Below are 13,602 nucleotides of genomic sequence, written 5' to 3'. Positions count from 1 at the left end.
TAAAAAAGTTTAATTTTAAACAAAAACTTTAAATATGTATAAAAATTTAACAATAACCTGTATCTTAGGTGGGTTAACGATACTACTTGGTGCATTTGGAGCACATAGTTTACAAGAGGTTTTGACAGTAGATGGTTTGAAAAGCTTTGAAACAGCAATTCGATATCAAATGTTTCATGTATTGTTCTTATTAATTGTGAATGCATCTTTAGAGCTATCGAAAGCACAAAAAAACTGGATTACAGGAATAGTTTTTCTAGGAATTATATGCTTTTCCGGATCCATTTTTGCGATTCAATTAGGAAATATTCCAGCGAAAAGTATATGGTTTATTACCCCGTTTGGAGGATTACTTTTACTATTAGGCTGGGCTGTGACTGCAGTATTTCTAATTCAAAAGAAGAAAAAAAAGAATGTGCAATAAAAATCGCAAGGGAGTTATAAGTTTTCACAAAAAGAACTATTTTTGTAAAAAATAAAACACAACTAAAATATTTTAAGATGACAAATCTTGATACGAAAACGATTTCGATAGAAAACTTAGGAATTAAGAACGCTATCGTGCGTTATCAATTGAGTTCAGACGAGTTACATGATATTTCAATTGAAAAAGGACAAGGGGAAGATACAAGTTTTGGTGCAATAGCAGTTAAAACTGGTGAGTTCACGGGAAGATCACCAAGGGATCGCTTTATTGTAAAAGATGACATCACCGAAGATAAAATTTGGTGGGGCGATATCAATATTCCTTTTGATAGTACTAAATTCGATAAGTTATACGACAAAGTAACCAATTATCTGTCTAGTAAAGAAGTATTTGTTCGAGACAGCTACGCATGCGCAGATGAGAATTACAAGTTAAACATTCGAGTGGTTAATGAATATCCTTGGAGCAACATGTTTGCCTACAACATGTTCTTACGACCAACAAAAGAAGAACTAAAAGATTTTAATCCGGAATGGACCGTTGTTAATGCGCCAGGGTTTATGGCAGATCCTAAAGAAGATGGAACTCGCCAACACAACTTTGCAATCTTAAATTTTAAAAGAAAAATCGCCTTAATTGGAGGAACTGGATATACAGGAGAAATTAAAAAAGGAATTTTCTCTGCACTTAACTTTATTTTGCCAGTATTCAAAAACACGTTACCTATGCACTGTTCTGCTAATGTAGGTAAAGAAGGAGATACTGCCATATTTTTTGGCTTGTCAGGAACAGGAAAAACTACACTTTCAACAGATCCAAATAGAAGCTTAATTGGCGATGACGAACATGGATGGACTGCTGAAAACTCGGTATTTAATTTTGAAGGAGGTTGTTATGCAAAAGTTATAGATCTATCGCAAGAAAAAGAACCTGAAATTTTTGCAGCCATTAAACGAGGGGCTATTCTCGAAAATATTGTGATGGATGAGAATGGTAAAGTAGACTTTGCCGATACATCAATTACACAAAATACTCGTGTAAGTTATCCAATTCACCACATTGAAAACATAAGAACTCCATCAACAGGAAATAACCCTAAAAATATATTTTTCCTAACCGCCGATGCCTTTGGAGTGTTACCTCCAATATCTAAATTAACACCTGGTCAGGCTGCGTATCACTTTATTTCAGGATACACTGCAAAAGTAGCAGGAACTGAAGCAGGAGTAACAGAACCTGTACCTAGTTTTTCCGCTTGTTTCGGTGCACCTTTTATGCCTTTACACCCAACAAAATACGCAGAAATGTTGAGTGAAAAAATGAAGGAAACCGGTGTTAGCGTTTGGTTAATTAATACAGGTTGGTTTGCTGGACCTTACGGCGTTGGAGACCGTATGAAATTAAAATATACTCGTGCGATGATTAATGCTGCATTAAGTGGTAAACTTGGAGAAATAAACTACGAGACTATCATATCCATTCAGTTTTTGGTTTAGCACAACCAAGACAATGCCCAGGAGTTCCAACCGAATTATTAAGTCAACGCATTGCATGGAACAACGATGAGGAATATTACAAAACTGCCCACAAATTAGCCGATTCTTTTAGAGAAAACTTTAAAAAGTTTGAAGAGTACGCTAACGAAGAAATTCTTGCAGGAGGACCTCCTATTATCAAAAAATAAGCACAAATAAAAGCATCCTTTTCGGATGCTTTTTTTAGCTCTTGGTGTAACCCTAACCAAAAATATGTTGATAATATTAGCACAATAATACCTACATTAGCTTAAAAAGTATCATGACCATACAAGGTAATATTGTAGATATCCCCAATAGAAGAATATTCAAAGGAGAACTTCAGATAACAGATGGAAAAATCACTGCTATTAAAGAAGCAATGCACGAAAAGGAACATTATATAATTCCGGGATTTATTGATGCACATATTCACATTGAAAGCTCCATGCTAGTGCCTTCTGAATTTGCTAAAATTGCAGTAACCCATGGCACTGTTGCTACGGTTTCTGACCCGCATGAAATAGCAAATGTTCTTGGCATTCCCGGCATTGAGTTTATGATACAAAATGGAAAAAAAGTACCTTTAAAGTTCAATTTTGGTGCTCCCTCCTGTGTCCCTGCAACTTCTTATGAAAATGCAGGAGCTACTATTGATGCAGCAGGCATCAAACGCCTAATGGCAAATCCAGATATTAAATATTTAGCAGAGATGATGAATTATCCTGGGGTGATTCACGAGGATGAAGAAATTCTAAAAAAAATAAGTTGGGCAAAGTATTTTCAAAAACCAGTGGACGGACATGCTCCTGGGTTAAAAGGAAACGACCTAACCAAATATATAGCAGCCGGAATACATACCGATCACGAATGTTTTAGTAGTGCAGAGGCAAAAGAAAAACTCGAAAAAGGAATGAAGATAATCATTCGTGAAGGAAGTGCCGCTAAAAACTTTGAAGCCTTAATTGACTTAGTTCGCACTAATTATGAGAATATGATGTTTTGTTCAGACGATAAACATCCCGATGATTTATTAGAAGGACATATCAATAAACTCTGTGCAAGAGCGGTTGCAAAAGGAATTGACCTTTTTAAAGTATTGCAAGTTGCTTGCATCAATCCGATTACACATTATAACTTGGATGTTGGCATGTTACAAGTTGGAGATGCCGGAGATTTTGTTATCGTTGAAGACCTAACTGATTTTAAGGTTATCCAAACCTATATCGATGGGATATTAGTCGCTGCAAATGGAAAAACCAAAGTTACAGATGTTCCTTTTGAAATCATGAACAACTTTTGTACCTCAAAAAAAATATTTCTGAATTTGAATACCATTCTTCCTCAGAAAAAATTAGAGCTATTGCAGCAATAGATGGAGCTCTGATTACAGAAGAAATAGAAGTAAACGCGTTACAAGACAACGGCAACCTCATCTCTAATGTGGAAGAAGATATTTTAAAAATCACGGTGGTTAATCGGTATGCCAATAGCGAGCCAGCAATAGGATTTATCAAAAACTTCAATTTGAAAGAAGGAGCAATCGCGAGCTCTGTAGGACATGATTCACATAATATAATTGCTGTAGGGGTATCCGACGCTATGCTTTGTAAAGCAGTAAACCTACTAATAGAGAAAAAAGGTGGTATTTGCGCGGTTACCGAAAAGACCGAAAATGTTATCCCATTACCAATTGCAGGTATCATGAGCGATCAACCTGCCGAGATAATAGGGAAACAATATGCAGCGCTAGATCTTTTGGCTAAAAAAATGGGGAGTACGTTAAGTGCACCGTTTATGACCTTATCTTTTATGGGACTATTGGTAATTCCATCGATAAAATTATCCGACAAAGGATTATTCAATGGTGAAAAATTTAAATTTACTTCTTTAGAGATAAAATAATAAAATGTAATCGCGTTGTTAAACATTCAGGTATCCCAAGATAAATGAGTAATTTTGTAAGTAACAAATCAAGTCATTTGAAAACAGAACGAATAATTTTAGGGGTAGATCCTGGTACTACGATAATGGGTTTTGGAATTATAAAGGTAGTTGGTAAAAAAATGGAGTTTATTCAAATGAATGAACTACTCCTTAAAAAATACGAAGACCCTTATATAAAGCTAAAGCTTATTTTTGAGAGGACTATTGAATTGATTGACACCTACCATCCCGACGAAATCGCATTAGAAGCGCCGTTTTTCGGAAAGAATGTGCAGTCGATGCTAAAACTAGGTAGAGCTCAAGGCGTTGCGATGGCTGCGGGACTTTCACGTCAAATTCCTGTGACAGAATACTTGCCAAAAAAATAAAAATGGCCATTACTGGTAATGGAAACGCAAGTAAAGAGCAAGTTGCACTAATGCTTAAATCCTTGTTAAATCTTAAAGTCTTACCGAAAAATCTAGATGCAACAGATGGACTGGCCGCAGCGGTATGTCACTACTATAATTCGGGAAGTAAAATTGGCGGTAAAAATTATTCGGGATGGGCTGCTTTTGTAAAACAAAACCCAAAAAAAGTAAAATAAACCAATTAAGGTTCTTTTATTTTTTAATCGAAATGATAGAATTGTAAAAAAATAAAAAGACAACTCGAATGGCAGGAATCTATCTACACATCCCCTTTTGCAAGCAAGCTTGCCACTATTGTGACTTTCATTTTTCTACCTCCTTAAAGAAGAAGGAACTTCTCATTAGCTGCCTTGAAAAAGAACTTGTCATGCGAAACACAGAGTTAAAAGATGAAAGCGTTACAACGATCTATTTTGGGGGTGGAACCCCTAGCCTACTTTCCGTTTCTGAAATAAAATCCATTCTAGAAAAAATACAAAAATATTATCATGTAACGGATACTGCTGAAATTACTCTAGAGGCAAACCCTGACGATCTATCCAGGGAAACTTTGCAAAAGTTAGCCACATCAAAAGTTAATAGACTAAGCATTGGAGTGCAATCTTTTTTTGACGAAGATTTACAGGTAATGAACAGAGCACACAGCGCTAAGGAAGCTCTTGAATCTCTAAAATTAGCCACGAAATTATTCGATAACGTCACCATAGATTTGATCTATGGAATTCCAAAAATGAGTAAAAAAAGATGGAAGGAGAATTTACAATACGCCTTTGACCTTAACATTAACCACATATCTTCCTATGCCTTAACTGTTGAACCAAAAACAGCACTTGCAACTTTTGTTAAAAATGGTAGCTATCCAAACACTAATGAAGACGAGACTAAGGCACATTTTGATATTTTGGTAGAGGAAACAAAAAAGAATGGTTTTGTTCATTATGAAATTTCAAATTTTGGTAAACCTGGTTTCTTCTCGAAACACAATACTAGTTATTGGCAAGGAAAGAGATATATTGGTATAGGACCTTCTGCACATTCCTTCAACAAAACGCACCGCAGTTGGAATCTAGCCAGCAATCCAAAATACATAAAAGCTATACAAGAAAATCAACTCCCTTTTGAAATAGAAAAATTGACTAAAAAAGACCAATTCAACGAATATTTAATGACGGGCTTAAGAACGATATGGGGCGTATCTCTTCACAAAATAAAAAAGGAATTTGGCACTAAAATAGAAAATGAACTTTTAGTTAATTCTAAAAAATATATTGAAAATGGCTTATTGCAGATGGAATATATATCGGAAGAGGAGGCTAAGAGTAGCTGCCTAAAGACTACAGAAAAAGGAAAATTTTTAGCAGACGGAATCGCTAGTGATTTATTTATAATTTAGGTATTTTTACCCCATGATAACTACCATAGATTGCAACAATACTAAGATAACTATTGATCTTGCTAAACCAATAGATATCTCGATACCTATCGATACGAAGAAACAAAATATTAACGCATGGTACGTTGATGACCCAACTATAAAACCAGTTTCCTTGGGCGAATGGATCGGTAGTGTCTCTGCTGGGGCAGATGTTAATTTTAATACCATAAATTTTAACCCACATGCACATATTACCCATACCGAGTGCGTGGGTCATATTACAGAGGAATTCTATTCTATTAACAATCATTTACAACGTTATTTTTTTCTTGCCGAACTGATTAGTGTTACTCCTAAAAAAGTTGGTGATGATGCGGTAATCACAAAGAAACAGGTGAAAGAACAAATCACAAATAAAAACATAGAAGCCATTGTTATCAGGACTTTACCAAACAATGAACAAAAAACATCGGCAAGGTACTCAAACACCAATCCGCCATACCTCACAGAAGAGGCTGCACAATACCTTAAAGAAATTAACGTAAAACACCTTTTAATAGATTTACCCTCCGTAGACAAAGAAAAGGATGAGGGGAAACTTTTAGCACACCATGCATTTTGGAATACTTCTGAAAAAATAAGACTTGATGCAACCATTACCGAATTCATCTATGTACCCAACACTGTAGAAGATGGCAACTACATGATTAATATTATGATAGCACCTTTTGCAAACGATGCGACACCAAGTAAGCCGATTTTGTATAAAATACTAGTATAAATCCTGTCTGGGAAGTACAAGAACATATAAATCGAAGCACTTAAAAGACGACACATTTTGATTTTCAGAATATTTTGACAATATTTTTGTAAATGAAAAGTTTTTTTTAGTAGTTTTGATACACTAATAAATACAATGACGATTTTAAATACATATAGCAAACAGTACAGATGTTTTTCATATAGAATGAAACACATCCGGGCTGTTGATATATTTTAACTATAAAAAAATAAATTATAACAATTCTTAAAAGTCCGACGTTACTGTCGGACTTTTTATTTTTAGAAAACTAACCAACAAACGAAATGAAAACACTATACCAAAACTATACAAATACCTTCAAAGGACTTTCTGAGGAGGTATGGTGGCTAGCCTTAATTACTCTAATCAATAGAGCGGGAACTATGGTAATACCATTTTTATCACTTTATCTTATCGAAAATTTAAACTTCACTATCAAAAATGTCGGGTGGATCATGACCTGTTTTGGACTTGGTTCGGTAATTGGCTCTTGGTTGGGTGGAAAATTAACCGACAAAATAGGATTCTACAAAGTAATGAATACAAGTTTACTCCTAACAGGAATACTATTTATTGGCCTTCAATTTGTACATTCAGTTCTGGGGTTTTGTATTGGAATATTCTTAGTAATGCTGGTCGCAGATACCTTTAGACCAGCAATGTTTGTGGCCTTAAATACCTACAGTAAGCCAGAAAATAAAACCCGATCAGTAACGTTAATCCGTTTGGCTATAAATCTTGGTTTTTCTGCAGGACCCGCAATTGGTGGGCTCATAATAACTAGTATTGGCTACGACGGCCTATTTTGGATTGATGGAGTAACTTGTTTACTGGCTACACTTCTGTTGAAGAAAGTATTGCATCCTAAAAAAGTAAAAGTTTTAGACGACATAGAAACAAAAGATCCAATTTCAATTTTTTCAGATAAGGCATTCTGGATCTTCTTTGTAGGGATGTTTCTTTTTGGTTTTATTTTCTTGCAGTATTTTTCAACGATACCTCTATATTACAAAGAAATATGTACACTTTCAGAGTTTGAAATAGGACTCCTCATGGGAATGAATGGATTCTTAATTTTCCTCCTAGAAATGCCTTTAATCAAATGGTTGGAGACCACTAAAGTATCTCCAGTGAAATTAATTTTCTTTGGAATACTATTAACGGGGGTGAGTTTTTTAATATTGAACATTGGCGGTTACATCGGTATAGTAATAGTTGGAATGTTGCTAATGACTATCGGAGAAATGATTGCCTTTCCTTTTTCCAATGCTTTTGTAATCAGCAGAGCAAAAAAGGGAAAACAAGGAGAATATATGGCATACTACAGCATTGCGTTTTCAATAGCACATATATTCGGACATAATTCAGGAATGCAATTGATAAACACCTATGGATATGGCATCACATGGAATATCATGACACTACTAGCTGTACTAGGAATGTTTGTCTTTTTACTACTAATTATTCAATTAAAAACAGAGAAAAATGCGATTAAATCAAGTTACCGTACCGTCTAAAAATGTAAAACAATCCATAGTATTTTACACTACCCTCGGCTTGCAACTCATCGTTGATGCAAGCCCAAAATATGCACGTTTCGCTTTGCCCGAAGGCGATAGTACTTTTTCTATTCATGCGGTAAAGGATATTCCTGAAGAAAGCAAAACAAGTATCTATTTTGAAAATGAAAATTTAGATGCATTGGTAGACGCATTACAAGAGAAAGGCATGCAATTTACAATGTTCCCAACCGATCAACCTTGGCTTTGGAGAGAGGCAAGATTACTTGATCCTGACGGCAATAAATTAATACTATACACCGCAGGAAAGAACAGAAAAAATCCGCCTTGGCGAATTAATTAATCACAATATGCTTTATCTTTGGACAGTTCAAATAGTTTTAAAAAACAAGAATTCAAATGAATATACAAGACGCTCAAAAACAAGTTGATCACTGGATTAAAACCCATGGTGTTCGCTATTTCAATGAGCTTACTAATATGGCTCAATTAACAGAAGAGGTTGGTGAGGTAGCTCGAATAATTGCCAGACGCTACGGAGAACAAAGTGAGAAAGAAAGTGATAAAAATAAAGATCTAGGAGAAGAACTGGCAGATGTTGTTTTCGTAGTTTTATGTTTAGCAAACCAAACTGGTGTTAACTTACAAGAGGCTTTTGACAAAAAACTAGACCTCAAAACTAAGCGAGATCACGATAGGCACCACAACAACGATAAACTTAAATAAATGCAATTCCTAAAAAAAATTCGACAACCACTATTCTGGATTAATACCTTAAAAATTTCCGTTCCTTTTTTAGGTATTGTAGTAGTAATAAGTATTCTAATGAACAATTGGTCTGATGTATTCGCAGGTAATTTTGAAGCCGTAAATAACACCTTGTTCTCCGACGGAAAATGGATGCAATTTTGGACGTCTAAAATAATTATCAGTCTGTTTTATGGATTATGGATTACCAATAAAAAAATGCCTTAAGTAATGAATATTAAACTTAGCACTAACCTAACAAAAATTTCTGCTGATATTCTTATATCTGGTTCAAAAAGTGAATCGAACCGTTTGTTAATATTACAAAAACTCTACCCAAATTTAACTATAGAAAACTTATCAGATTCCGATGACTCTTTACATCTTAAAGAAGCTCTTTCAGGAAAAAGTAATGTGGCAGATATTGGTCATGCAGGAACTGCGATGCGCTTTTTAACTGCTTATTTTGCTTCCCAAGAAAAAGGTTGTAAAATACTACAAGGTTCGGAGAGGATGCACAATAGACCTATTGCAATTTTAGTCGATGCACTTAGCAGCTTAGGAGCGGAAATAAAGTACTTAGAAAAAATGGGTACCCACCGCTTGAGATTCATGGCAAAAAGTTGCAAAAAAACTCCGTAAAAATCAATGGAAATGTGAGTAGTCAGTATATTTCAGCACTTATGCTTATAGCAGCAAAACTGGAAACTGGACTAGAAATTGAATTGGTCGGAGCAATTACTTCTGTACCGTATATCGAAATGACCTTATCGCTGCTTCATCAACTGGGTATCAAAGCTACTTTTGAACAGCAAATAATCCGCATAGAAAAACAAAAAGAAATTGTCGATACTACAATTGTTGTCGAATCGGACTGGAGCTCTGCTTCTTATTTTTATTCCATTATTGCACTCAGTGACATCGGCAGTTCCGTTAGATTATCTGCCTATAAAAAAGCAGTTTACAAGGAGACAGTGTATTGGCACAAATCTACCAACATTTCGGCGTAACAACTACTTTTGAGGGCAACCATATTACGATAACAAAAAACACAGGAACGAGTAAAGAGAAATTAATCAGAGATCTAAAAAATGCTCCCGATATTGCACAAACCATTGCAGTTACTTGCTTTGGTTTAGGTATCGCTTGTGATTTGACTGGCTTGCACACTTTAAAAATTAAGGAAACAGATCGCTTAGAGGCCCTCCGAGAAGAATTAACTAAACTAGGAGCAACTATATCGGTTACCGACAAAAGCTTGCATTTAGAATCCCAAAACAAGATGAATAAAGAGGTTGCTATCGCCACCTATAACGACCATAGAATGGCAATGGCTTTTGCCCCTCTTGCGCTAAAAACCAGCATCAGAATTGAAGATGCAAACGTAGTAACGAAATCGTACAGAAATTTTTGGAAGGACCTAAAAAAAATTGGTTTTCAGGTAACAGAGATATAAAATATTACCCCAATCTCTTGACAACGCCTATTGCAATATTGTATATTTGCCCTCGTTTAGAAAATAAAAAATATGAAATTATCGAATTTTGATTTTGATTTACCAAAGGAACTATTAGCGGAATATCCTTCAGAGCACAGAGATGAAGCTCGTTTAATGGTATTACACAGAGACTCTCAAAAAATAGAACACAAACTATTTAAAGATTTGATCAATTATTTTGACGAGGGGGATGTAATGATGTTAAACAATACGAAAGTTTTTCCTGCTCGTATGTTTGGAAATAAAGAAAAAACAGGAGCTCGTATAGAGGTATTTTTACTGCGCGAATTAAATGCGGAAAATAGACTTTGGGATGTATTAGTAGACCCTGCAAGAAAAATTAGAATTGGTAATAAATTATTTTTTGGAGAGGATGATAGTTTAGTAGCAGAAGTTATAGACAACACTACTTCAAGAGGAAGAACATTGCGCTTTTTGTTTGATGGATCTTATGAAGAGTTTCGAAAAAAACTCATCCAATTAGGAGAAACACCACTACCAAAATATATCAAGAGAGACGTCGAACCAGAAGATGAAGAAAGATACCAAACCATATTTGCTAAACACGAAGGAGCAGTTGCAGCGCCAACTGCAGGTTTGCATTTTTCGAAACACTTAATGAAGCGTTTAGAAATTAAAGGAGTAGATTTTGCTGAAATGACCTTACACGTTGGTCTTGGCACCTTTAATCCAGTAGAAGTAGAAGATCTCTCAAAACACAAAATGGATTCAGAAAGAATAATAATTCCTGAGGAGAGTTCTACACGAATTAACCAAGCCATTCAAGACAAACGCAAAATATGTGCCATTGGTACCACTGTTATGCGAACGGTAGAGTCTTCCGTATCATCGAGTAATAAATTAAATGCCTTCGATGGTTGGACGAATAAATTTATTTTTCCTCCTTATGATTTTAGTATCGCCAATTGTATGGTAACTAATTTCCACACGCCAAAATCTACACTATTAATGATGGTTTCGGCTTTTGCAGGGCACGATTTTATGATGGAGGCCTACCAAGAAGCAATCAAAGAAAAGTACAAGTTTTACTCGTACGGTGATGCCATGCTTATCTTATAAGAATTCGTATTACACAACCATATACTAAACTGGTACTCTACAAAAGATTACCAGTTTTTTATTATACCTTTGCAATTCTGTAATTTCAATTTCACTTGAACAAGAAAAAAGACATACGAGCACTTTCTAAAGAAGAACTTCGCAACTTTTTTATCGGAAACAATGACAAGGCTTTTCGAGGAAATCAAGTATACGAGTGGCTTTGGCATAAAGCAGCACATTCTTTTGAGGATATGACAAATTTATCGAAAGAAACACGGGAAATGTTGGATGAAAACTTTGTCATTAATCACGTGCAGGTAGACGCGATGCAGCGAAGTAGTGATGGCACCATCAAAAACGCCATTAAATTACACGATGGTTTGATTGTTGAATCTGTACTGATTCCAACAGAAACAAGAACTACTGCATGTGTTTCAAGTCAGGTAGGTTGTAGTTTAGACTGCAAATTTTGCGCAACAGCTCGCCTAAAACGCATGCGAAACTTGAATCCTGATGAAATTTACGACCAGGTTGTAGCAATTGACAAACAGAGTAGGTTATATCACAACCATAAATTATCCAATATTGTATTCATGGGAATGGGAGAACCTCTTATGAACTACAACAATGTTCTTAAAGCTATTGAAAAAATAACATCTCCTGAAGGACTAGGAATGGCAGCGAGGAGAATTACGGTTTCCACCTCTGGTGTTCCAAGGATGATACGCAAGTTGGCAGATGACGAGGTTCGCTTTAACCTCGCAGTTTCACTGCACTCTGCAATCGATGAAGTAAGAACATCGATTATGCCTTTCAATACGAGATTCCCGCTAAAAGACCTACGAGAATCTCTAGAGTATTGGTACGAAAAGACAAAGAGAAAAATCACCTACGAATACGTTGTTTGGAATGGAATTAACGATCGTAAAGAAGATATTGATGCATTGGTAAGTTTTTGTAAATACCTTCCTTGCAAAGTGAATTTGATTGAATATAACCCTATTGACGATGGCGAATTTCAACAGGCATCAGCTAGAGCACTAAACAACTACATCTCAAATTTAGAAATGCACGATATTGTAGTGAATGTTCGTCGATCAAGAGGTAAAGACATCGATGCTGCCTGTGGTCAATTAGCTAATAAATCCTAATCCAAGTTCAAAAATATCCCAGGGCGCTTTTCCAAAGCCTAAATTCACACCAAAAAAAGATGCTTTAAGCAAAAAAACAAAAGACCTCTAAAGCCAAAACTTTACTTTTATTTAGATTAAAAAACTCAAATTATTCGTATTTTTACTGCGTATATGAAGCCCGTAGAGCAAATCAAAATTCCCATTGCAAAAGAGATGGAACTCTTTGAAAACAAATTCAAAGATGCCATGCTATCCAAAGTACCTCTGCTCAACAGAATCACCTATTATATCGTGCGAAGAAAGGGAAAACAAATGCGTCCAATGTTTGTTTTTTTAGTAGCAAAAATGGTTTCCAATGGAGGCTTTGATGAACGGACGTATCGCGGAGCTTCTGTCGTGGAATTAATACATACTGCTACTTTAGTGCACGATGATGTTGTAGACGACAGCAATCGTAGAAGAGGATTTTTCTCCATTAATGCGCTTTGGAAAAATAAAATTGCCGTTTTAGTAGGAGATTTTTTGCTATCTAAAGGTTTACTTTTATCCATTGACAACGAAGATTTTGATATTTTAAAGCTCATATCTATTGCCGTACGAGAGATGAGTGAGGGAGAGTTATTGCAAATCGAAAAAGCTCGAAAACTTGATATAACAGAGACCATTTATTTTGAAATCATTCGGCAAAAAACCGCCACCCTAATTGCGGCGTGTTGCGGTATTGGAGCGGCATCTGTTGGCGCAAACAATAAAACGGTACAGCAAATGCGCAAGTTTGGTGAATATATTGGTATTGCTTTCCAAATCAAAGACGATTTATTCGACTACACCGAGGAAAAGATAGGAAAACCAACAGGAATAGACATCAAAGAACAGAAGATGACATTGCCACTTATACATACTTTAAACAACTGTTCGAAAAAAGAAAAAAGCTGGTTGATTAATTCGGTAAAAAAATACAACAAAGACAAAAAAAGAGTAAAAGAAGTTATAGCTTTTGTAAAAAATAATGGTGGGATAGAATATACCACCAAAAAAATGAACGACTATAAAGATAAGGCCCTTGCCATACTTGAGAATTTTCCAGACTCTCCATATAAAAAATCACTGCAACAGATGATACACTATGTTGTGGAAAGAAAAATATAACTTAATTCAAAATAATAA

The 13,602-nt window shown here is 35.4% G+C and carries 11 protein-coding genes and 4 pseudogenes; all 15 read left to right on the top strand.

The genetic code is table 11. The features are described 5' to 3' along the window. The first annotated feature begins 34 nt into the window (after positions 1-34). Positions 35-424 (top strand): DUF423 domain-containing protein, encoded by a 390-nt coding sequence (locus tag BSU00_RS00590; protein WP_105002671.1) that lies wholly within the window; start codon positions 35-37, stop codon positions 422-424. A 77-nt stretch (positions 425-501) separates the two neighbouring features. Then, positions 502-2,111: pseudogene (gene pckA / locus BSU00_RS00585) on the top strand (phosphoenolpyruvate carboxykinase (ATP)). Positions 2,112-2,224: 113 nt separating this feature from the next. Then, positions 2,225-3,846 (top strand): annotated as a pseudogene (ade, locus tag BSU00_RS00580) (adenine deaminase). Between the two features lie 77 nt (positions 3,847-3,923). Then, positions 3,924-4,474: pseudogene (ruvC, locus tag BSU00_RS00575) on the top strand (crossover junction endodeoxyribonuclease RuvC). A 68-nt stretch (positions 4,475-4,542) separates the two neighbouring features. After that, entirely contained in the window at positions 4,543-5,691 is a 1,149-nt protein-coding gene (hemW, locus tag BSU00_RS00570; RefSeq protein WP_105002670.1) for a radical SAM family heme chaperone HemW, read from the top strand. Positions 5,692-5,704: 13 nt separating this feature from the next. Continuing rightward, positions 5,705-6,454 (top strand): cyclase family protein, encoded by a 750-nt coding sequence (locus tag BSU00_RS00565; RefSeq protein WP_105002669.1) that lies wholly within the window; start codon positions 5,705-5,707, stop codon positions 6,452-6,454. 305 nt (positions 6,455-6,759) lie between these two features. Continuing rightward, complete coding sequence (locus tag BSU00_RS00560) at positions 6,760-7,992, top strand: MFS transporter (RefSeq protein ID WP_105002668.1); 1,233 nt, start codon at positions 6,760-6,762, stop codon at positions 7,990-7,992. Next, positions 7,961-8,338, top strand: a complete 378-nt coding sequence (locus tag BSU00_RS00555; RefSeq protein ID WP_105002667.1) for a VOC family protein — start codon at positions 7,961-7,963, stop codon at positions 8,336-8,338. Before BSU00_RS00560 ends, BSU00_RS00555 begins: the two co-directional genes overlap by 32 nt. 56 nt (positions 8,339-8,394) lie before the next feature. Next, on the top strand, positions 8,395-8,721 hold the full coding sequence (locus BSU00_RS00550; protein WP_105002666.1) for a nucleotide pyrophosphohydrolase: 327 nt from the start codon (positions 8,395-8,397) through the stop codon (positions 8,719-8,721). After that, complete coding sequence (locus tag BSU00_RS00545; protein ID WP_105002665.1) at positions 8,722-8,970, top strand: hypothetical protein; 249 nt, start codon at positions 8,722-8,724, stop codon at positions 8,968-8,970. Between the two features lie 3 nt (positions 8,971-8,973). Then, a pseudogene (locus BSU00_RS13795) lies at positions 8,974-9,752 on the top strand (3-phosphoshikimate 1-carboxyvinyltransferase). After that, positions 9,722-10,198: a hypothetical protein gene (locus BSU00_RS13790; RefSeq protein WP_369820229.1), complete on the top strand. Its 477-nt coding sequence runs from the start codon at positions 9,722-9,724 to the stop codon at positions 10,196-10,198. Before BSU00_RS13795 ends, BSU00_RS13790 begins: the two are co-directional and overlap by 31 nt. 72 nt (positions 10,199-10,270) lie before the next feature. Further along, positions 10,271-11,320, top strand: coding sequence for a tRNA preQ1(34) S-adenosylmethionine ribosyltransferase-isomerase QueA (gene queA / locus BSU00_RS00535; RefSeq protein ID WP_105002664.1), 1,050 nt, complete (start codon positions 10,271-10,273; stop codon positions 11,318-11,320). 95 nt (positions 11,321-11,415) lie between these two features. After that, positions 11,416-12,453 carry a 23S rRNA (adenine(2503)-C(2))-methyltransferase RlmN gene (gene rlmN, locus BSU00_RS00530; protein WP_105002663.1) on the top strand — a complete coding sequence of 346 codons (1,038 nt, stop codon included), beginning with the start codon at positions 11,416-11,418 and terminating at the stop codon, positions 12,451-12,453. A gap of 153 nt (positions 12,454-12,606) precedes the next feature. Continuing rightward, positions 12,607-13,584: a polyprenyl synthetase family protein gene (locus BSU00_RS00525; RefSeq protein WP_105002662.1), complete on the top strand. Its 978-nt coding sequence runs from the start codon at positions 12,607-12,609 to the stop codon at positions 13,582-13,584. Positions 13,585-13,602: the final 18 nt, after the last annotated feature.

Origin of the sequence: Tenacibaculum sp. SG-28 (assembly GCF_002954385.1) — a bacterium.
Taxonomy (GTDB): domain Bacteria; phylum Bacteroidota; class Bacteroidia; order Flavobacteriales; family Flavobacteriaceae; genus Polaribacter.
This window is presented reverse-complemented; position numbering and strand designations above follow the sequence as displayed.

Coding starts and splice junctions, on each gene's coding strand:
- BSU00_RS00525 (WP_105002662.1), top strand. CDS start 12,607: ATGAAGCCCGTAGAGCAAATCAAAATTCCCATTGCAAAAGAGATGGAA.
- BSU00_RS00565 (WP_105002669.1), top strand. CDS start 5,705: ATGATAACTACCATAGATTGCAACAATACTAAGATAACTATTGATCTT.
- BSU00_RS00555 (WP_105002667.1), top strand. CDS start 7,961: ATGCGATTAAATCAAGTTACCGTACCGTCTAAAAATGTAAAACAATCC.
- BSU00_RS00545 (WP_105002665.1), top strand. CDS start 8,722: ATGCAATTCCTAAAAAAAATTCGACAACCACTATTCTGGATTAATACC.
- BSU00_RS00550 (WP_105002666.1), top strand. CDS start 8,395: ATGAATATACAAGACGCTCAAAAACAAGTTGATCACTGGATTAAAACC.
- queA (WP_105002664.1), top strand. CDS start 10,271: ATGAAATTATCGAATTTTGATTTTGATTTACCAAAGGAACTATTAGCG.
- BSU00_RS00560 (WP_105002668.1), top strand. CDS start 6,760: ATGAAAACACTATACCAAAACTATACAAATACCTTCAAAGGACTTTCT.
- hemW (WP_105002670.1), top strand. CDS start 4,543: ATGGCAGGAATCTATCTACACATCCCCTTTTGCAAGCAAGCTTGCCAC.
- BSU00_RS00590 (WP_105002671.1), top strand. CDS start 35: ATGTATAAAAATTTAACAATAACCTGTATCTTAGGTGGGTTAACGATA.